The organism is Clostridium sp. MB05, assembly GCF_046581255.1.
GTDB lineage: Bacteria > Bacillota > Clostridia > Clostridiales > Clostridiaceae > Clostridium.
The window spans coordinates 246,432-266,931 of sequence record NZ_CP174370.1; the positions used below are offsets into that span (position 1 = coordinate 246,432).

The window sequence follows — 20,500 nt, forward strand, 5'->3', positions numbered from 1 at the left end:
TATATTAGGATTATATACTAGTAAAAAAATTAATCCCCACAAAACCTAATTTTATTAGTCTTGTGGAGATTTAATACTACTCTAACTATAGCTATTTTTATTTTCGTACTAACACATAAGATGCTAATGCTGGCACTTTAACTTCATTACCACTAATACATGATAACTCTTCTACTCCAGCTTTATATTCATTAGCTAGTACACTCCAATTTCCTTCTGGTATTGTAGCTGTAATATCTTTTTCATTAGCATTGTGTATTACTACTATTTTATTACTAATAGTAAATGATACTACTTTTGATTCATTGTTTTCTAAGAATCTTATTTCTCTTTCTATATCTTCATTGCTTTCTAATCTAAATTCTTTATACGCTTTTCTTAATTTTATCAAACCTGAATAGTAATTAAATACATCTTTATATTTATCTTTTCTATTCCAATCAAATTTATTTACTGAATCTGGAGATTTATAACTATTTTCTACTAGTGATCCGTCTTCATTAACCTTAGTTCTTAAAATTTCTTCACCTGCATGTATAAGGCTAATTCCTTGAGATGTTAATATTATTGATGCTACTAATTTATTCATTTTTATTAACTTTTCTTTTTTACTTAAACTATTATCATCTACTGTTAATTGAAGCTTATCCCATAAAGTATAGTTATCATGCGCTGAAGCATATGTTATTGTTTGATATGGTTCATTAGCCCAAGGCTTATTTGAGTAAATTACCTTACTATAATCCACTTGACTATGCTTTGTAGATGCTACTATACCAAACTTTATAGTTTCTTCAAAGTTTTCTCCACCATTTACAAAACCAGTACTTTTAGCTATAAATACATCACCTTTTACTCCATCTCTAATATCATCACTAAAGCAACCTATTTGCTTTTTGCCAAATTTAGGCGCATTTAATTTTAAAGCTGCCTCTTCCTCTTTTAATGGTGTTGCTCCACCTGCCCATCCTTCTCCATATACTAAGATTGACTTATCTAGCTTATCTAACTCTTCTCTAATTTGAATTATCGTTTCTATATCATGTAACCCCATTAAATCAAATCTAAAGCCATCTATATGATACTCTTTAGCCCAGTTTACTACAGAATCCTTGATATATCTTCTAATCATAGGCTTTTCTGATGCAACTTCATTTCCGCATCCTGAACCATTTGTAAAATTTCCTTCTTCATCTGTTCTATAATAGTAATTTGGTACTGCTAAATTAAATAATGATGTTTCTGTATCATAAGTATGATTATAAACAACATCCATTACTACTCTAATACCTTCTTCATGCAATGATTTAACTAATTCTTTAAATTCCTTTATTCTAACGTTCCCATCATTAGGATTTGTTGAATATGACCCCTCTGGAACATTGTAGTTTTGTGGATCATATCCCCAATTATATTGTGGTTCGTCTAACTTTGATTCATCAACAGATTTGTAATCTGAAATTGGCATTAACTGAACATGTGTAACCCCTAGTTCCTTTAAGTGGCTTATAGGATTTTTTTGTGATATTCCTTTAAATTTTCCTCTAAATTCTTTTTCTACTTCCGAATCTTCATCAATTGTAAAATCTCTAACATGCATTTCATAAATTATTGCATCTGTTGCATTTTTAAACTCTGGTTTAATATCATTTTCCCAGCCCTTTGGATTTGTAGACTCTAAATCTACTACCATTGACTTTTCTCCATTAACCCCTACAGCATATGCATATGGATCTACTACCGTATTTACTGCATCATTTATTTTTACTTTGTAGTTATAAAATTTATTTTTTAAGTCTCCATCTATAACTACTTCCCACTGTCCCTTATCACCTTTTACCATTGGTATATTTTTTTCATCTTCATATAAGTAAACAGATACTTCATTTGCTATAGGTGCCCATAATGTAAACTTTGTTGATTGTGCACTATATTTAGCTCCTAAATCCCCATTATATTCTAGTTTATTTAACTCTATACTATTCATATAAATACCCTCCTTTTTATAAAAAGGCTATCACCAAATTTTGAGATAGCCTTTATTAATTATTTAAATAAGTTATTATGAGCCTTGTCTAATTCTTTTTGTTTTCCTAAAATGCACTCATAATAAACTCTTAGCATTTCTCCTACTCCCCAAGCCTGTGAATAACATCCTCTTGGCGTGTGTGGTGAATCTCCATCTAGTATTTCAGCTATTCCACCTATACAATCATCATTTATATGATTTTCCATATCCTTTAATAACTCATCTACAAATTCTACAGAATCCTCTGAATAATTATTAACTTTACAATATGCTGACATAAATGCGCCTAATGGGAATGACCATGTTGTTCCTTGATGATATGCCATATCCCTGTCTAATAACTCTCCAATATATATTGGATTATAATCTTTATGATCTTGATTTAAACTTCTTAATCCGTATGGAGTATATAGTTCTTCAAGAATCTTATTTATTACGCTTTTTTCTTTTTCTATATCTAACATTGTAAATGGAAGTGAAATTGCCCATACTTGATTAGGTCTTAATGAAGGATCTTTTTCTTTACCATTTACTGTATCATAAAGATATTGACCTTCTTCATACCAGAATTCCTTAGCGAAAGACTCTTTAACTTTTTCTGATAGCTCTTCATATTCATTAAAGTTTAGATCTCCAAGCTTATTCCCTAAAATACTCATTATCTTTAATGCATTGTACCATAAAGCATTAATTTCTACAGGACAGCCATGTCTTGGTGTTACAACTATTCCATTAACTCTAACATCCATCCAAGTTACTTGGTCTAGCCCTGACCCTGCACTTATAAGATGGTTGTCTTGCATTTTAATAGAAAAATCTGTTCCATTCTTATATGCTTCTATTATATTTTTAGCTGTACTATATAATTCTTCTTTTACGAATTCAAATGATTTTTCATCATTGCTATATAAAAGATACATATATATGCAATGTATATACCATAATGATGCATCAACAGTATTATATAATGGTTCTGCTCCATTATCTGGGAACATATTCGGTATTAATCCATTTTTTTCATATTTAGTGAAACTTCTTAGTATTTCTTTGGCTTCCTTAAGTCTACCCGTTGCTAAAACTAATCCTGGTAATGCAATCATAGTATCTCTTCCCCAGTCTAAAAACCAAGGATAACCTGCTAACACAGTTTTACAATTTGTTGAGTCTCTATCAACTATAAAATGATCTGCTGAAATAGGTAAGTATTTAGCTATTATTCTATTATCATTTTTAAATGGAGCTTGTAACTCTTCTATTCTAGCTCTTGAGCTTCTAAATACTTCTTCTGGACATATATTTAATTCCTTTTCTATTGTAGCTATTATATAAAATTTTCTTATAGTATTCTTTGGAATAGTTACGCTAATTGTTCCTGGTACATAGAAAGCTTCTAAATAAACATCTCCCGTTCTTTCATCAACATCATAATGTACATTTTCTGTTATTCTTTCTTCTTTACTTGAAACTGTTCCTTCCGTAGCAAATATGTTTATTTCAACATCTTTTTTTATTTGAGGAACTAACTTAAATCCATTATTAGTAACTTCTCTATCAAATTTTAAGCTTTCTTTTTTTCCAGCTTGACCAGGGTTTTTGAAAGATAGATATGGATTATAATTTAAAGTTACATCATTATCAGAGGCTCTAACTATGTATTCGACAACGGTAGTGTTTTTGCCATATTCCATAGTTACCCTTTTTTCTATAAATGCACCTTTTACAAAGTATTTATAGCTTGGAATCCCATCGTACTTAAAACTTTGAAGATTTTTATATCCTTCTACTATATGACTTTCAAATCTAGTTGTTGTAAGTGGATATGTATCTCCTTTAACAACTATTGTTTCCTCTAACTTTGGTAATATATTGTATCTCTCATCAGGAGATTTTAAACATGCATTTAATAAAGAATGATATTTTCTTGAATTAGCACCTATTATTGTTGTTCCTGCAAATCCACTTCTACCATTTGCTATTAACCATTCTTTTTCAATACCCCTTTTATAATTAGAAAAATCATTTTTACCGTATCTCATAGTTTTACTCCTTTAATATGATTACTTTATATTTCTACAAGGTTTTATATAATAAGCAATATTGATAATTTTCTTTATTTAATTAATTATATAGTTTTAGTTTTTTATCTATGCTCTTCCATAAAGCTTTGTTAATTCTAGAATTTTCTCTGATAGACCTTCTGTAATTTGATCGCTTGTAGCTCTCCACTCCCAATTTCCACCTAGTGTTGATGGTATATTTGTTCTTGTTTCACTTCCTAAATCTAAGAAGTCTTGCATTTGTGCTATTGATAAATAACTTACAGAAGACCATATACCTCTTATGAATCCCCAGTTATAACCTTCTTCTTCTGTTAATCTTAAATATTTTTTAGCATGCTCTAAAGGTTCTTCATTAAAATCTGAATCTATCCAGCCTCTAATTGTGTCATTGTCATGTGTTCCTGTATATACTACGCAGTTTTCAGTATAGTTATGTGGATGGTATTCGCTATCTCCACCACCAAATGCAAATTGAAGAATTTTCATTCCTGGATATCCAGTTGCATTTTTCATATCTATTACTTCTTGAGTCATAAAACCTAAATCTTCTGCTATAATATCTAGATCTCCTAATTCAGCTTTTATAGCATCAAATAATTTGTTTCCTGGACCCTTTACCCACTTACCAAACTCAGCAGTTGGATCACCATATGGTATTTCCCAATATGATTCAAATCCTCTAAAGTGGTCTATTCTTACTACATCAAATAACTTGAAGCTTTCTCTTACTCTTAGTATCCACCAATTATAACCATCTTTCTCCATAGCGTCCCAATCATATATTGGATTTCCCCATAACTGACCAGTTACTGAAAAAGCATCTGGTGGGCATCCTGCAACTGATACCGGAGTCATATTTTCATCTATTTTAAATAGTTTTGGATTTGACCATATATCACTTCCATCTTCAGCTACATATATAGGCATATCCCCTATTATTTTTACGCTATTATCATTTGCATATTTTTTTAACTTGTTCCATTGCTCAAAAAATTTAAATTGTATATAATTCCAGTATTCTATCTCATCTGGTAACATTTCTTTATATTTATTAATTGCTTGTGGTTCTCTAACTCTTATATCGTTATCCCATTGTTGCCATGATACAAGATTAAAATGCTCTTTTACTGCCATATAAAGACTGTAATCTTCTAGCCAAAACTTATTTTCTTCCTTAAATTCTTCAAAACCTTCTGGTTTATTCTTTTTAAAGTTTTCATATGATGTTCTTAAAATTGGTTGTCTAGCTTTATAAATTCTATTGTAATCTACCTTACTTGGATTATCTCCAAAGTTTACATTTTCATAGTCACTTAAATCTAATAATCCATCTTCTCTTAATAAATCTAAGTCTATAAAGTGAGGATTTCCAGCAAATGCTGAAAAACATTGATATGGTGAATCTCCGTAACTAGTTTGCCCAATCGGTAATATTTGCCAGTTCTTTTGACCTGAACTTTTTAAAAAATCTACAAACTCATATGCTTCTTTTCCCAAGGAACCGATTCCAAATTCCCCTGGTAAAGAAGATATGTGCATTAATATTCCACTACTTCTTTCCATAGTTGTCTCCCCTTAAACATCAAAATATATTTTGTTGTTTTTAACTTATTCATTATTTGATATTTTTACTGCTTTAATTTCTTTTATATTAATATTTAATAAATATTTTGCTAGTTTTTAAAAACTGGAAACGATTCATTATTTATAGAAAAATTTTTATAATCTATTTCAATAAACAAGATACTTAGTAATCATATAAATAATTCTAAATGCCTTTGCTGATCACATTGAAGTTAGAGATCCATATAATGCTCTTTATATTATGCATTATTTGGATCATCAATGTGCTAACATAAATACCTATAGCTTATTTCTTAAAATTCTTACATGAGTCCCTTTCTACTAATTCAGTATCTAGAACTATATGTCTATTATCCGTTCTCTTTTCAATAAGTTCTACTAATAGCTCTACGCTCGTTTCCGCCATTTGGGTTCTTGGTTGTACTATAGTAGTTATTGCAGGAGTATTAAATTCTGTTATATCCATTCCGTCAAAGCCTATTAATGATATGTCTTCTCCTAATTTTAAGCCTTTATCATAAATAGCCTTAGCACAACCAACTGCCATAACATCTGATATTGCAAATATCGCTGTAATATCACTATTCTTTTCTAATAATTCTATTGTTGAATTATATGCATCTCTAGAACTATAGTTTCCATAAACAACTTTATTTTTATCTATTTTAATATTAGCCTCTGATAATGCCTCTACATATCCTACAAATCTTTCTTTTCCAATTCCTATATCATCACTAACACCAAGTACTATACCGATGTTAGAATGACCTAAACTTATTAAATGTTTAGTTGCATTAAATGCTGCCTTACTATTTTCAATACCTATTGATGAAAAATTACTAATTCTATCATCATACACTGTATTTACAGATGCTAATACTACAGGAATATTTATTCCCTCAAATGTTGTTTCATCTAATTCTGTTAAGTTACATCCTAAATATATTAATCCTTGTAACTTTCTTTCCTTAATAAAACTAATTATATTAAATAACTCTCCTCTATCACTATAATCATTATGTTGAAGAGTCATTGTATATCCATTTTTAGTAACATGTTTACTTATAACATCAATCATTTCAGAGAAAAAAGGATTGAACACCCCTCTTACTAATACTCCTATACTATTTGTATTGCTTTTTTTTAGGTTTCTAGCACTATTATTGGGTATATAATTACTTGTTTTTATTATTTCTAATACCTTTTCCCTAGTACTATCTTTTACATCAGGGTGGTTATTTAATACTCTAGATACAGTACCTACCCCTACTCCAGCTAAACGTGCAATATCACTTATATTCATATTATCTTTTCTCCTTACTACTTAACTATAATTGTATATCACCATTATATACGTATTACTGACATTTTTTAATACTATCAGTCATAATTTTATAGTTTTGTACATATTAGCTATTTTTATTCCTTAACAGCTCCTGCAACTAATCCTGTTGCAACAAATTTTTGTATTGATACAAATAATATTGCTAAAGGTATTGTAGCCATAACTGATGCTGCTGCATAAAGTGTCCAGTTTGTTGAAACCCCTTTATCCATGAATGATTTTAGTCCCATTACTAAAAGTTTCATTGATGGATCCTTCAATAATGCTGCTGATAATACGAACTCTCCAAAGGTACCTATAAATGAAAAGAAGAAAATAACTACTAGCATTGGTTTAGTTAAAGGTAATATTATTTTTTTAAATACTTGTCCATGAGTTGCTCCATCAACATATGCTGACTCATCTAACTCCTTTGGTAATCCTTGAATAAATCCCTTCATTAACCATATGTTATATGCACTTGCTCCACACATTACTATTATTAAGAATGCGTGATTGTCCATTCCCCATGGTAACTCATATGCTACACCTAGAATTGCTGGTAATGCCATTGATGCTGGGAACATTTGAAGTATAAGTAATGCCATTAACCCATATTTTTTTCCTGAAAATCTTAACCTTGAGAATGCATATGCAGCTGGTAAAGTTAATAGTACTTGTACTAATGCTACACATAATGCAACTTTACCTGTATTAAACATCCAAGTTAAGAAATTTGTTTGAGTTAATACTTTTATATAATTATCAAAAGTTATTTCTGAAGGTATTAGCTCTTTTTGTATAAAACTTGATCCTGTTGATAATGATGCAGTAACTATTGCAGCTACTGGGAATAAAACAATTGCTATACTTATCCAAATAAATATTCTACCTAACCACAATGTAGTTTTTTCTCGTTTATTCATTTTCTTCTTGTGCTTATATTTTTTCTCTTTCTTTATATTCAACATACTAATCCACCTCTTTAAACTGGCCTGATGCCCTCATTTGTATGAATGCTATTGTTCCTACAATAAAGAACATTATTATTGATAATGCCGCACCTAAGTCAAATCTTCCAAATTGTGTTGTCATTTTATAAGCTGCTGATCCTAACATATCTGTATAACCTGCAAAAGGTGTATCCGGTCTTACTGGTCCACCAGATAATAGTAGGAATGCTGCTGAGAATCCACCAAAGTTGAATGACCATGATCCAATTAATAACGGAAATGCTGTTGTAGCTAAGCTTGGTAATGTTATTTTAAAGAACTTTTGGAATCCATTTGCTCCATCTATGTCCGCTGCTTCGTAATATGTTTCTGGTATAGCTGATAAAGCTCCTATACAAACATTCATCATATATGGGAATCCAAGCCATATACTAATTAATACTACAGCCAATCTCGCTGGCCCAACTTGTGTTAGCCACATTATTGGTTCATTTATAATGTGTAATTGCATTAATATTTGATTTACAGCACCATATTGGCTATTTAATAATCCACTGAATGATACTATAACTATAGCTCCTGGTAAAGCCCAAGGAACTACTAAGAAAGCTTTATATAATGAAGCTTCTTTCATATTTTTATTTGAAAGTACCAATGCAAATATTAATCCAACGGCAAAACATCCTAAGGTAATTAATGTTGCACAAATAAATGTCCATGCAAATACTGGTAAAAACACTTCCTTAAGTGGTCCTGTTAAAACATCTTTAAAATTCTTTAAGCCTACAAATCCCCAATCGCCATTCATTGTTTTTAAATTATAATTTGTGAATGCAATATAAATTGTATATCCTATTGGCAAAATTGATAGTATAAACATACTAATCATTGATGGTGATAGAAATTTTAAAGCTCTTAAGTTTTCTTTCGCTGTAATTTTCTTTTTCTGCTTCATCTCAATTCTCTCCTTAGGAATAAAAGGGATGTTATTCATCCCTTTTATCAATTTATTTTATTGTTGAGTTTGTATTCCTTTTTTAATTCCATCAACGATATCAGGTGCCACTACTGATGGATCTTCACCCTTAATAACTCTTGATATACTTCCTGTTGAACCCCATACAGCTTGCATTTCAATAATGTTTGGCATTGGAACTGCGTTCTTTGATTGATCTAAGAATCCTTGGAAGTATGGATCTTCTGCTGTTAAACCTGAATCAATAACACTTTGTCTAACTGGTATTCTCTTACCTGCTTTAAAGTAATCTTCTGCCATGTTTTTGCTTAAGTACTCCATTAATTTCCAAGCAGCTTCTTTTTTACTTGATTTAGCTGTTACAAAACCTGTTTGTACACCTAAGAATGATTTATATGGCTTTCCACCTATTGATGGAACTTCTGCAACACCTAAGTTAATTCCTGCATCAACCATTTGAGCTATATCCCATGATCCTGATATATAGAATATTGATTCTCCAGACTTAAAGTTTGCAGATGCAATATCTCCTGTAACATCAACTGGCATTAATTTATGTTTTTGAACTAAGTCTTGAAGGAATTGGAAACCTGCTATTGAACCTGGACTTGCTAATCCAATATCTTTTCCATTTAAGTTACCTTCTTCTCCTCCAAATATATATCCTCCAGTTGTTTGAATAATACCTCCAGTAATGTAGAAGTTTCCTAAATCAATTTGGAATCCATTTGGTCCGTGTGCTTTTGCCACTTCAATTAATTCTTCCATTGTTTTTGGTACTTCTTTCACCTTATCTTTGTTATATAATAACGCAACAGTTTCTTGTGCAAATGGAACTGCATAATTCTTTCCACCTATTGCTGTAGCATTCCAAACTGATTCATTTACATAACCTGTTCTATCAAAAGAACTTGGAACTTCATCTACAACCCCTGCAACTTGGTATGTTGATAAGTTATCATGACCTACACCTATATACATATCAGGTGCCTTACTTGAGTTAGCTACTTGCAAGAAATCTTGAGCTCCACCATCATCATTTAACACCTGTACTTCATATCCATTTTCTTTTCCCCAATTATTAGCATGAGTTTGTATTACTTCTCTTTCCTTATCAGTAACCTTACTCCAAATTGTTAATGTTTCACCCTTTGAAGTCTTTCCTGAGCTTCCGCAACCTGTTAATGCTGATCCTGCCACTAAAGTAGCCATAACTAATGCTATAAATTTTTTCTTAAACATTATTGTCCCTCCATAAAATTATTTATATAAAGATTAATCTTTATATCAGTTAAAAATTTGTTATTTGTATTAGTTTGTCCTTATTTTTGGAAGCGTTTCCAAAAATAAAATTGATTTGTAGATTTTCAATAAAGTTTGTAATAAACATATCTGCTAAGGTCTTTCTATATCTAATTTCATATTACAACCTATGCTTAAATTACATTCTTTATTTATATCTACAAAATCTTCATTGTAGAATTTATTGAATAGTCTAGCCCTAATTTATCAATATTTTCCACTTTAATTTATTTTAAAACTGATTGGAATTGTTTCCAAAGCTCTTTGGAATTGTTTCCAATATTCTGTTCGATTTATGAAACCGATTTATTTTATAGTAGCACTATTTTTTTTAATATTCAACATTTTTCTAATAAATTTTCAGTATTTTTTGTTTTTTTATTTAATTACAACAAATTCATAAGCTTTTAACCTTAATTTATCTTGAAAATTTATTTCTTTTCCGTTAAATATATCTATTTTATTTTTATTTTTTAATTCTTCTAATAGCTCTATTTCTGCTTCTTCTTCTGAATTATTTATTATTACTGTTATATCTCCTCTTTTATATATTAGCACTGGATTTTCTTTTTCTGTTAGCACCCATTCATTTTCGATTGATTTAAATTCTAAATGCTCCTTTTTAAGCTTAATTAGCTTTTTAGTAAATTCAAACATTTCTTTATCTTGCTTTTCTTCATCCCATACCATACACCTTCTATGAAATTCTTGCCCCATTCCCTGATTACCTTCCATGCTGTACTCAGTTCCATAATATATACATGGTGACCCAACTTGAGTGAACATAAATAACAATGATAACTTCACTTTATCTTTGCTTCCATTTGCTACTGTTAGTATTCTTGGCGTGTCATGGCTATCTAATAAATTAAAAGTAACTTCATTTATTTGATTTGGATAACTTACACTTATTTGATTTACTAAATATTTAAACTGCTCTGCGTTTATTTCATTTGTACAAAAATATTCTTTTATTGCTTCTGATAATGGATAATTCATTACTGAATCAAATTGATCTCCCATTAACCACGGTAATCCATCATGCCATACTTCTCCTAGAATATAAGTATCTGGATTTACACTTAGGACTTTTTCTCTAAACTTTCTCCAGAAAACATGATCGACCTCATTACATACATCCAGTCTCCATGCATCTATATTCATTTCTCCACTCCAGTATTCAGCTACCTTTAATAAATACTCAATAACTTCAGGATTTTCTGTATTTATCTTAGGCATCATAGCTGTACGTCCAAAAGTTTCATAATTTAAATCTCTTCCATCTAATTCCCTTAATGGTTTATCTACAGCCGGAAACTTATTTATATAAAACCAATCTTTGTACTTAGAATTTTCATTATTAGCAACAACATCTTGCCATTGTGGAGAAAAGTATCCTAGATGATTAAATACTGCATCTAACATTATTTTCATGCCCCTTTTATGAGCCTCATCAACTAACTTTTTAAAAGTTTTCTTATCTCCTAAGGTTGGATCGACTTCTAAGTAATCTATTGTGTCATATCTGTGATTAGTTGTAGCCTTAAATATTGGACAGAAATATAGTCCTGTTATTCCTAAGTCATATAGATAATCTAGCTTATCTATTACTCCCTGCAAATCTCCCCCCATGAAGTTTTTACCTGTTGGCTCTGTTCCCCATGGTTCTACATTTTCAGGATCTATGGATTTATCTCCATTACAAAATCTGTCCGGGAATATTTGATACCAAATTGTACTTTTTGCCCATTCTGGAACCTTTGCTACATCCATGTTGTTTAGATATGGAAAACAATAAAAATCTCCTATTCTACATAACTTACTTTCATCTGAGCTTCCATCTAAAAGATGAATTCTTTTTTCTGTAAATAATATTTTTTCATCTTCTCCCTCTAATATAAATGCATATCTTGAACGTTTTTTCTCTGGCTTATGTTCTGCTATCCAATGATCAAAGTATTCAGTTTCTACTTCTTTTCTCATTTCAATACTGACTCCACCAGTCCATCTGCTTCCCCCTGCATTCATATTTCCGCCATCACAGCCGCCTTCATCCCAAATATAAGGATCTCCAATTCTAAGATAAGCTTTTTTAACTTCACCCTTTTTAGTTTTAATTCTTATATGTAGTGTATCTTTATCGTACCCATAAGAATAGTTGCTTTTAGGGATATGATGTATTGCTTCCCTTGTTATACTTTTTATCATTACTTATTTCCTCCTAGCTATTAACTTATTTTATTTTAAATCGTTTGCATAACGTATTAAGCTACTTCTTTAATTTGAATTATAGCATCATATTATTTTATTTCTTTTATATTTTTTCGATTTATTGTATAATTTTTATATAAAATTATTAAGGGGAATACTAATGAATAATCATTTAGATACTGATAAGTTTATAGGAGATGATCAATTTTTTTATACTGATTTTCAAACCTTTATAAAAACGAATGACTTTACTCAAATATTAGATCATCTTAAGAAAAAACATATTTATGAAATTTCTATCGAAAAGGATATTGATGAAAAGAAATATGACTTAATAATCTGGAATGCTTTTTTATCTAAAGAGATTATTAAAGATAAGATTATAAAAATTGCTTTACATGATGTTTACAATTTCTTTTATTTAAATATTATTAAATGCAATTCACTTGTTGAACTTCAAGAACTTGAAATAAAAATGTTTGAAAAATATACAGTACAAATCATTAATAATATGGAGATTACTTCTAACTTTGCTGTTAATCGTATTTTACATTATCTTCATATGCATGTTGAAAATTATTTCTCATTAAATGAAATGGCAGGCGAACTTAATAATTCACCATCTTATCTTAGTTCCTTATTTAGTAAAACTATGGGGATTTCTATTGTTGACTATATTCACGATCTAAAGATTAATAGAGCTAAAATACTACTTAAGACTACTTCTAAAAATATTTTAGAAATATCTCAATTGCTAGGTTATTGTGATTCTAGCCATTTTTCTAAAAAGTTTAAGGAAAAACAAGGTGTTTCTCCTCTTTCTTACAGAAATGATAAGCTTATAAAATAAGAAAGTGGGCATATGTAAGTTTAACAATTTTATTTGTTAAAAATTTTTAAAAGTTATAGTTTTCTGCATATTTAAATATTATATAGATATTTTTTATCTACTGAATTTCTTGATAAACCTAGTAAAATCAAGGGTTTACAAAGGGCTAACGTTTCGTGAGGTCCTTTAAAAACAAAAAAATCAATTATAAAGTGATCTTCATACTATGGAAAAACTAGAAATTTTAAAAAAAGAAGAGATTACCTACTCTGAATTAAGAAAATATTTATGTGTAATTTGGCGTGGCGTTATGCTACGCCAATTTTGTTATTTTTAGCGGTTTCATCCATTATTTGAAAATTAAAAGTTACTCCACTTACCTTAAACATGTGAAATACTACACTTGCTGCCTCTATATCACTTCCTTGTAGTTACTTTAATACATTTCTTAGTACATACTCTATATCTAAGTAAAACCTATAAAACTTACGTGTCTTTAATGGCTTACTTATCTTTTTAATATTAATTCCTTTTAATGCTTTAATTATCTTTAACCCTTCTATTTCATTCTCATATCTAATTTGTATCTTTGCCATATACCCTACTATAATTACATTCATTGTTTCAATTATAACTATACAATATAAAATTAATACTATAGACTTTTCCTTTTAAAATGAGAAAGTCAATTTTACTGATATTTCTGTGTAGTTACTTTATTAATTTATATGATAACTACAAATATAGGTTATCTAATATCATTAGGTTCTCTAATGATTATTACCCATAAGCCTAAAATGCTTCTTGTGCAAATCATTTTTCCTAATACTGATCTTTTAAATGTATCCCCATTTCAAAAGCATTTTTTTGGAGTCATATGGTCTCACACCACAACAATCTACATTCTCATAGGTTTCTATGAAATATATTGGCCAATGCTAAATATTAGCATACTTCTTTATCCATTCACTCCATCCTTAAATATAAAACTCTTTCATATCATCTAATCTTAAACAGGCTAGTTTTCCATTTGCCTCTTCAAATACACACCCACAATCAATATATATTGTTTTATCTACTATTTTGATTTTCACATCATCATCATCATCATTGTTAATTGTTTGTACTGGTGTATGTCCACAGACCACTGTATAATCTCTATATTTCTTCTCATTGCCTATATTACTTCTATCCCATAAACATATATCTTCTTCTTGTTTTAAAAATTCCTCTAACTCTAGATCATCACAGTTTTTATCAAAATGTAATCCAGCATGAACTAATATGAACTTATCAACAACCTTAATTATAGGTAACTCTTTAATATATTTATATAAAGTTTCTTGATATATATAGTCCTTCTCCATTATCTGTATATGAGTTGATTGCCCACCATTGTAAAACCATAATATAGGGTTTCCACTCTCAAAGTACTCTTCAAGCATTTTTTCATGATTGCCTTTTATTAACGTTATATTTTTATGGCCTAATACATAGTCTAATATTCCTAATGGATTAGGTCCTCTATCAAATATATCTCCAAGAATATAAAGTTCATCAGTTTCATTAAAATCTATTAAGTTAATCATATTTATAAACTTATTATAGCAACCATGCAAATCTGACATAGCATAAATACTCATACCTTTTCCCTCCTATAGAGTGGATTACTTATGTAGTCCACTCATTTATTAGAATTGCGAAATAAAAATAAAAAGACCACAGGATATTCCTCAGTCTAAACTGATATAATTCCCATAGTCTATTATATGAAACCTTCCACTAAAATAGTGAGGTGCTAATTCTATTTAATTATTATGCTTATGCTTGTTTTAGCATAAAGCATCTTTAAAAGCTAGTTATATCAACGATTTAAGTGTAGTTACTAAATAAATTTATTAGGTAACTACTATATACCCCAATCCCTGTTTAGCTGATTACCTATTTTCATCATTTCTCCATCATCTTTTACTATATTTGAGTGATATCCCTTTGCTAAAGTTTTATATAGTTTCTTATATTTACTTTTATCTCCCTCATTGTGGTTACTATGTTTATGACTCTGATAACCACCATATAAATTATAATTATTGTAGTTACTTTTAAAGTTTTCATAATAACTACGTTTTCGCTCTTTAGCTACTTCATATTGATTCTTTATATTCTCTAGCATTTTCTCATTTCTAAGCATTCCAAACACATCATAAAATTTATCATAAGAGTTATTACCATATATTCTTTCAAAATTCACTTTATCATCTAAATATATTTAAAAATAATTTGTAATTTGATGACACCACAAGATGAACCAAAATACAAAAGGCACCTTTTAGGCATCACTGGCATAAAATAAAAGCCGTAAACCCTTTATATAACTAGGCTTACGGCTTTTTATGGTATCCCCAACAGGGATCGAACCTGTATCTGTCCCTTAGGAGGGGACTGTTCTATCCATTGAACTATGGAGACACAATTACAAGTAAATTGTATAATAACATTATGCACATGTCAATATTATCCTAACCATATGTTATCTCCATATGTTTAATTTATTCCTTGATACTTTTTATAATTACCCCATTAGATTTTACAATTAAATCTACTTTAAGCTTTTTAACTTTTGAGTTTAATTTTATATTAATAGCTGCAGATACTTCATATATTTTATCACAACCATCTATTGATTTTATTTTATTAATGTTAATAATTTCACTTTTATCTACACAGTAAATTATTCCTGTTCCATATAATACGCATAGTTGTGTTTGTATATATGGATTTAAAAGGTTTAATATAACTTCTTCCTCATTATTGGCTTTATTTTTCTTTTTTCTAGTTTCACCTTCTACTAATTGAAATTTCTCTACTAAGTTATAATGATAGGAATTATCATAAGTTTCTTGAATATATTTATAATCCTTTAATTTTCCCCAATTCTCTACTTTATAGAAGTCTTCATACTTTGAATTAAACTTTATAAATACATCTGAGTTATCTAAATGAGGGTATTTTTCTATTAATTGCCTATCACTCAGTATTATTGAATTAATTATCAACGGAAGTCTTCTTCTATATATTTTATCTTTCTTTTTTATTTTATCTATATCATTCTCTTCTCCATCTACATTTACATAAAGATACAGAATATTTTTTCCGTTCTTTTCATGCCATTCTCCATGCATTTCATCATCATTCACACTCACTTTTATTTGGTCATAACCACCACCTATAGATACCATTATCTCTTCAGTATTATTAGAATAAGTAACTATATAATTTCTCGGAGTTACTGGCCCCAATTGAGACACACCATCTTTAAAGTCTATAATAACTTTCCATGGAACTAACCTTTCCAAAATTTTCACCTCAAAAATACGCTTTATTGTTTACTATATGTGCATATTCTTTATATAGTTACTTGCATATAAGGCTTGTCTGTTTATTAAAGAAATTTATATACTTTTATATAGTCTCACTTTGTTGTATACTTTATTTATGTAATTTTATTAAATTATTGAAAGGATTTGATTTTCATGCTTAGATCTATTGTTTGGTATATATACTTTTTTATTGCTTTATTAATCAGTATGCCTCGTATGATAAAAACAAAAAGTCTTGATAAGAAGGGACTAGAAAAAGAAAAGGAAAGAGTTATTTATAAATCCACTACTTCCTGGGCTAATGGTCTTCTAAAAGTTGCAGGAGTTAAGGTTACAGTTCATGGGTTAGAAAACCTTCCCAAAGATAAAAATGCTTTATTTATAGGAAATCACCAAGGTAATTTTGATATTCCAATATACATTAGTAAAATTCCTGGTCTAAAAGGATTTGTATCAAAAATAGAAGTAAAAAAAATTCCTGGGGTTAGTACATGGATGGAGTATATGCATTGTATTTTTATGGATAGAAGTAATATAAGAAAAGCTGCTGAGGCTATAATACAGGGTGTTAAAGTTCTAAAAGATGGACATTCCTTAGTTATATTCCCAGAAGGTACAAGAAGTAAAGGTGACAAAATGGGAGATTTTAAAGCTGGTAGCTTTAAGTTAGCAACAAAATCTAAGGTACCAATAGTTCCTGTTACAATGAGCGGCTCTTATAAGATAATGGAATCAAATAGCCGTAAGTGGATTATAAAGCCAGCTAATGTTGATTTATATATTCATCCTGCTATAGAAACAGCTAATTTAACTAAAGAAGAACAAGATGCTTTACCTAAAAAAGTTTATGAAATAATCAAAAGTAAGTTACCAAATTAGTCTTTATTAACACTAGAAGTATTTTTAAAATAACTAATAAAAAAGACCTGAAATTTTATATAAGTCTTCAGGTCTTTTTTGTTTATATATAGAGAGAGAAATTTAATATGCATAATTTTAAATTTAAGGTCTAAAAACTTTTAAAATATATTTTATTTAAAATTCTTCTCCTTTTATTATTTATTGCATTATGCTGTTATCTCATATTCTTCTATTACATTTTTGATCCATTTTCCTGATTTTAATCTGCTTCTTTCAAAAAATATTTTAATAAACTCTTCTGTACATATTAATAAATACACAATGGTTATTGGTAAACTAAATATTGTAGCTGATAAAAATGCCATTGGCACTGCATAAAACCAAACTGTTCCTAATTGTACTAATGTTGAATAAAGAGTATCTCCACCACCTCTAAATATACCTACAATCATAACTACATTGTAAGATCTTATAGGGCTTATTAATGCCATTATTCTTAATACTGTTACAGTATTCTTAAAGGTTTCTGCTTCTACGTTAAAAGGCCTAACTATTTGTGGTGCTAAAATCCAAACTAATACTCCTATTACTAATCCAAGTATCGGTGCCACTTTTCCTATTTTATGTGAATAATCAACTGCGACATCTTCTTCATTTGAACCTATTTTATTGCCAACCATAATAGCAGCTGCAGAAGCTAATCCTATACATAATACCATAAACATATTATTTAAAGTTGTTGCAATTTGCATAGTAGCAACAGCACTTGTGCCTATTTGTGCATAAGCAACTGAATATGCAGTCATTCCTAATGACCATAATAATTCATTTGCTATAACAGCTGTAGATGTATTAAAATAGATTTTTATAAAGTTCATATCGAATGATACTAGCTCTTTAACTTTTGAAGCTATAACATTATTTTTGACATATATCATTGTAATTATATAAATCATTTCTATAGTACGTGCTATTGTTGTTGCTAAAGCAGCTCCAGCTACCCCCATTGGCTTTACACCTAAGTTACCAAAAATAAATACCCAGTTTAAAAATGCATTACATAATACTCCTATTAAGCTTGCATACATAGGCACCTTTGGCTGTTCTGAACTTCTTAATGCTGAAGAAAATGCTTGAGTAAAACCAGTAAATATAAAGCTTATTGCAATAATTCTTAAATATTGCCCACCTAATTCTATAACTTGAGGATCTCTTGATAAAATACTCATTATTGGTTCTGCTAAAACAAATGCAGCTCCCCCAAATATTAATGATGCTATTAATCCAATAGTAATATCTAATCCAAGTACCTTTTTGATATTAGATACATCTTTTTTTCCCCAATATTGAGACATAAATACACTAGCACCTGCATTTATACCAGAAATACATAACATAAAAATAAAGAAATATTGATTAGCTAAGCCTACAGCAGCAATAGCTTCTTCTCCTAGCCTACCAACCATTAAATTATCAACAAGATTTAATGATGATGTTATAAAGTTTTGAAGTGTTATTGGTAAAGCTAATGTAAGCATTGTTTTCATAAAAGCTTTATCCTTTAGTAGATTCTTCATATTGTTTCCCCCTCTTTTGTTTAATAAAATGCATAAAAAAAGAGCACATGGGTAGTCTCGCCGCCCATCTGCTCATTAATACTAACTTTTTTTCCTTAGTTATTTTCTAACAATTATTCAAATTTGTCAACCTTATTCTTCAAAATTATCTATTATTGTAGATATGTCATTCATATAATACTCATATCTCTTTCCCATTTTTGCTATTTTAAAAACTCCTAATGTTACTAAATAATTTAAGTCACTTCTAGACGTTTCATAGGATAAATTTAGTTTCTTTTTGTAGTTATCAATGGTTACTACATTAGTTCTAGATATTAAAGCACTATTAATAAATTTAACTTGTCTATCTTCAAGTTTTACATTATTTTTTTCAATTAGTTCTTTTATTATTTTTTTACCAAATTTATAGCTTAAATTGCTATTTAATTCTTCAACGGCATTTCTTAATATACCTAGATAAAATCTTATAAAATATGTTATATCTCCATTTGAAGATATGCTATTCTCTATTGCACTATTATATTTTTTTAATTTATCCTTTATTAAATTTGATAAAGTACAATACTTAAAAATTTCATATCCACTGCTTAACAAATACTTGTATGAAACTATTTCTGCAATTAAATTATTATAAGATAAAAATGGCTTATTCACTAATATATAAAAGTATATGGTAGCTGATTTTATAATCTTACTTTTTTCCTCTTCATTATTTATGAATTTTAATAAATTTTCAAAATTATATAAATCATTCATGTCTCTACACATATAATTAAAATACTCTTCTAGATTTTTTTCATTATTTAGTGTGCTTTTATTTTCAATTACATTATATAAACTACACAAAAAATTGCTATCTATATTTTCATTCTCATTAATAATTGAAAGTATTTTTATTTTAATATCTTCTGGTAATTCTACATTTTCTAGTCTAAATAACTCTAATATTTCTAGTTCCTCTGCTGATTTCTTTATATTATCCCTTGTATTTAATGATAAATAATCAAATATCTCTAAGCTGTTTGCCTCATTTATAAATATACTATCACTTACTATATCATCAGTATTATTGTACCAATATTCAGTATAATCTTTAAAATTAAGTTTTTTTTCATCAGATGATTTCTTTCTTTCTAACTCAATGCTTTCCCAAATTTCTTCCAATTCTTCTTTATCAAAAACTCTTCTTGAGATTTGTTTCTTACTAAAATATAACTTATTAAAATCTTGAATAAGTTGATTATCCATAACCCCTCTATAATAACTTTACTAATTAAATACTTTTTAATTTATTTCAAAAATATTATTTTACTTTTATATTACTAAAAAAACTACTATTTAATTAATAATAAGATACTATTTAAATACTAATTAATTACTATTAATAATTATAATTAAAATACTTTTAAAA

16 protein-coding genes and 1 tRNA gene are annotated in these 20,500 nt (G+C 28.8%); 2 read left to right on the top strand and 15 right to left on the bottom strand.

Annotation, left to right across the window (positions count from 1 at the left end; translation table 11 throughout):
• Nucleotides 1-97: 97 nt before the first annotated feature.
• The 8 genes from pulA to ACH36K_RS01230 all read right to left on the bottom strand — a co-directional run bounded on the left by pulA (nucleotide 98) and on the right by ACH36K_RS01230 (nucleotide 12,436).
• Nucleotides 98-1,987: a type I pullulanase gene (pulA, locus tag ACH36K_RS01195; protein WP_411169215.1), complete on the bottom strand. Its 1,890-nt coding sequence runs from the start codon at nucleotides 1,985-1,987 to the stop codon at nucleotides 98-100.
• Between the two features lie 59 nt (nucleotides 1,988-2,046).
• Nucleotides 2,047-4,065, bottom strand: a complete 2,019-nt coding sequence (locus ACH36K_RS01200) for an amylo-alpha-1,6-glucosidase (RefSeq protein WP_411169216.1) — start codon at nucleotides 4,063-4,065, stop codon at nucleotides 2,047-2,049.
• 108 nt (nucleotides 4,066-4,173) lie between these two features.
• Nucleotides 4,174-5,652, bottom strand: a complete 1,479-nt coding sequence (gene malQ / locus ACH36K_RS01205; RefSeq protein WP_411169217.1) for a 4-alpha-glucanotransferase — start codon at nucleotides 5,650-5,652, stop codon at nucleotides 4,174-4,176.
• A gap of 307 nt (nucleotides 5,653-5,959) precedes the next feature.
• The gene (locus ACH36K_RS01210) at nucleotides 5,960-6,976 is read right to left on the bottom strand and encodes a LacI family DNA-binding transcriptional regulator (RefSeq protein WP_411169218.1); all 1,017 of its coding nucleotides are present in this window, start codon (nucleotides 6,974-6,976) and stop codon (nucleotides 5,960-5,962) included.
• Between the two features lie 116 nt (nucleotides 6,977-7,092).
• Complete coding sequence (locus tag ACH36K_RS01215; protein ID WP_411169219.1) at nucleotides 7,093-7,968, bottom strand: sugar ABC transporter permease; 876 nt, start codon at nucleotides 7,966-7,968, stop codon at nucleotides 7,093-7,095.
• A gap of 1 nt (nucleotide 7,969) precedes the next feature.
• The gene (locus ACH36K_RS01220; RefSeq protein WP_411169220.1) at nucleotides 7,970-8,905 is read right to left on the bottom strand and encodes a carbohydrate ABC transporter permease; all 936 of its coding nucleotides are present in this window, start codon (nucleotides 8,903-8,905) and stop codon (nucleotides 7,970-7,972) included.
• 57 nt (nucleotides 8,906-8,962) lie between these two features.
• Entirely contained in the window at nucleotides 8,963-10,168 is a 1,206-nt protein-coding gene (locus ACH36K_RS01225; protein WP_411169221.1) for an extracellular solute-binding protein, read from the bottom strand.
• Nucleotides 10,169-10,606: 438 nt separating this feature from the next.
• Nucleotides 10,607-12,436 carry a glycoside hydrolase family 13 protein gene (locus tag ACH36K_RS01230; RefSeq protein ID WP_411169222.1) on the bottom strand — a complete coding sequence of 610 codons (1,830 nt, stop codon included), beginning with the start codon at nucleotides 12,434-12,436 and terminating at the stop codon, nucleotides 10,607-10,609.
• A 163-nt stretch (nucleotides 12,437-12,599) separates the two neighbouring features.
• On the opposite strand from ACH36K_RS01230, the gene ACH36K_RS01235 reads away from it, so the two are divergent.
• Nucleotides 12,600-13,289: a helix-turn-helix transcriptional regulator gene (locus ACH36K_RS01235; RefSeq protein ID WP_411169223.1), complete on the top strand. Its 690-nt coding sequence runs from the start codon at nucleotides 12,600-12,602 to the stop codon at nucleotides 13,287-13,289.
• 410 nt (nucleotides 13,290-13,699) lie between these two features.
• On the opposite strand, the gene ACH36K_RS01240 is transcribed toward ACH36K_RS01235, so the two are convergent.
• The 5 genes from ACH36K_RS01240 to ACH36K_RS01260 form a co-directional block, all read right to left on the bottom strand.
• Nucleotides 13,700-13,864 (bottom strand): hypothetical protein, encoded by a 165-nt coding sequence (locus ACH36K_RS01240; RefSeq protein WP_411169224.1) that lies wholly within the window; start codon nucleotides 13,862-13,864, stop codon nucleotides 13,700-13,702.
• 381 nt (nucleotides 13,865-14,245) lie between these two features.
• Complete coding sequence (locus ACH36K_RS01245) at nucleotides 14,246-14,911, bottom strand: metallophosphoesterase family protein (RefSeq protein WP_411169225.1); 666 nt, start codon at nucleotides 14,909-14,911, stop codon at nucleotides 14,246-14,248.
• 266 nt (nucleotides 14,912-15,177) lie between these two features.
• Nucleotides 15,178-15,519, bottom strand: a complete 342-nt coding sequence (locus ACH36K_RS01250) for a hypothetical protein (protein WP_411169226.1) — start codon at nucleotides 15,517-15,519, stop codon at nucleotides 15,178-15,180.
• A 143-nt stretch (nucleotides 15,520-15,662) separates the two neighbouring features.
• Nucleotides 15,663-15,737, bottom strand: a tRNA-Arg gene (locus ACH36K_RS01255).
• An 80-nt stretch (nucleotides 15,738-15,817) separates the two neighbouring features.
• On the bottom strand, nucleotides 15,818-16,624 hold the full coding sequence (locus ACH36K_RS01260; RefSeq protein WP_411169227.1) for a staygreen family protein: 807 nt from the start codon (nucleotides 16,622-16,624) through the stop codon (nucleotides 15,818-15,820).
• A gap of 177 nt (nucleotides 16,625-16,801) precedes the next feature.
• Here ACH36K_RS01260 and ACH36K_RS01265 point away from each other — a divergent pair, with 177 nt between their 5' ends.
• Nucleotides 16,802-17,527, top strand: coding sequence for a lysophospholipid acyltransferase family protein (locus ACH36K_RS01265; RefSeq protein ID WP_411169228.1), 726 nt, complete (start codon nucleotides 16,802-16,804; stop codon nucleotides 17,525-17,527).
• A gap of 188 nt (nucleotides 17,528-17,715) precedes the next feature.
• Here the strand turns inward: ACH36K_RS01265 and ACH36K_RS01270 are convergent, their stop codons facing one another.
• Both ACH36K_RS01270 and ACH36K_RS01275 read right to left on the bottom strand, forming a co-directional pair.
• Nucleotides 17,716-19,086, bottom strand: coding sequence for an MATE family efflux transporter (locus ACH36K_RS01270; RefSeq protein WP_411169229.1), 1,371 nt, complete (start codon nucleotides 19,084-19,086; stop codon nucleotides 17,716-17,718).
• A gap of 132 nt (nucleotides 19,087-19,218) precedes the next feature.
• On the bottom strand, nucleotides 19,219-20,337 hold the full coding sequence (locus ACH36K_RS01275) for a Fic family protein (RefSeq protein WP_411169230.1): 1,119 nt from the start codon (nucleotides 20,335-20,337) through the stop codon (nucleotides 19,219-19,221).
• Nucleotides 20,338-20,500: the final 163 nt, after the last annotated feature.

Bases quoted from the DNA above. Each gene is read 5' to 3' on its own strand.
- pulA (WP_411169215.1), bottom strand. From the start codon at position 1,987: ATGAATAGTATAGAGTTAAATAAACTAGAATATAATGGGGATTTAGGA.
- ACH36K_RS01200 (WP_411169216.1), bottom strand. From the start codon at position 4,065: ATGAGATACGGTAAAAATGATTTTTCTAATTATAAAAGGGGTATTGAA.
- malQ (WP_411169217.1), bottom strand. From the start codon at position 5,652: ATGGAAAGAAGTAGTGGAATATTAATGCACATATCTTCTTTACCAGGG.
- ACH36K_RS01210 (WP_411169218.1), bottom strand. From the start codon at position 6,976: ATGAATATAAGTGATATTGCACGTTTAGCTGGAGTAGGGGTAGGTACT.
- ACH36K_RS01215 (WP_411169219.1), bottom strand. From the start codon at position 7,968: ATGTTGAATATAAAGAAAGAGAAAAAATATAAGCACAAGAAGAAAATG.
- ACH36K_RS01220 (WP_411169220.1), bottom strand. From the start codon at position 8,905: ATGAAGCAGAAAAAGAAAATTACAGCGAAAGAAAACTTAAGAGCTTTA.
- ACH36K_RS01225 (WP_411169221.1), bottom strand. From the start codon at position 10,168: ATGTTTAAGAAAAAATTTATAGCATTAGTTATGGCTACTTTAGTGGCA.
- ACH36K_RS01230 (WP_411169222.1), bottom strand. From the start codon at position 12,436: ATGATAAAAAGTATAACAAGGGAAGCAATACATCATATCCCTAAAAGC.
- ACH36K_RS01235 (WP_411169223.1), top strand. From the start codon at position 12,600: ATGAATAATCATTTAGATACTGATAAGTTTATAGGAGATGATCAATTT.
- ACH36K_RS01240 (WP_411169224.1), bottom strand. From the start codon at position 13,864: ATGGCAAAGATACAAATTAGATATGAGAATGAAATAGAAGGGTTAAAG.
- ACH36K_RS01245 (WP_411169225.1), bottom strand. From the start codon at position 14,911: ATGAGTATTTATGCTATGTCAGATTTGCATGGTTGCTATAATAAGTTT.
- ACH36K_RS01265 (WP_411169228.1), top strand. From the start codon at position 16,802: ATGCTTAGATCTATTGTTTGGTATATATACTTTTTTATTGCTTTATTA.
- ACH36K_RS01270 (WP_411169229.1), bottom strand. From the start codon at position 19,086: ATGAAGAATCTACTAAAGGATAAAGCTTTTATGAAAACAATGCTTACA.
- ACH36K_RS01275 (WP_411169230.1), bottom strand. From the start codon at position 20,337: ATGGATAATCAACTTATTCAAGATTTTAATAAGTTATATTTTAGTAAG.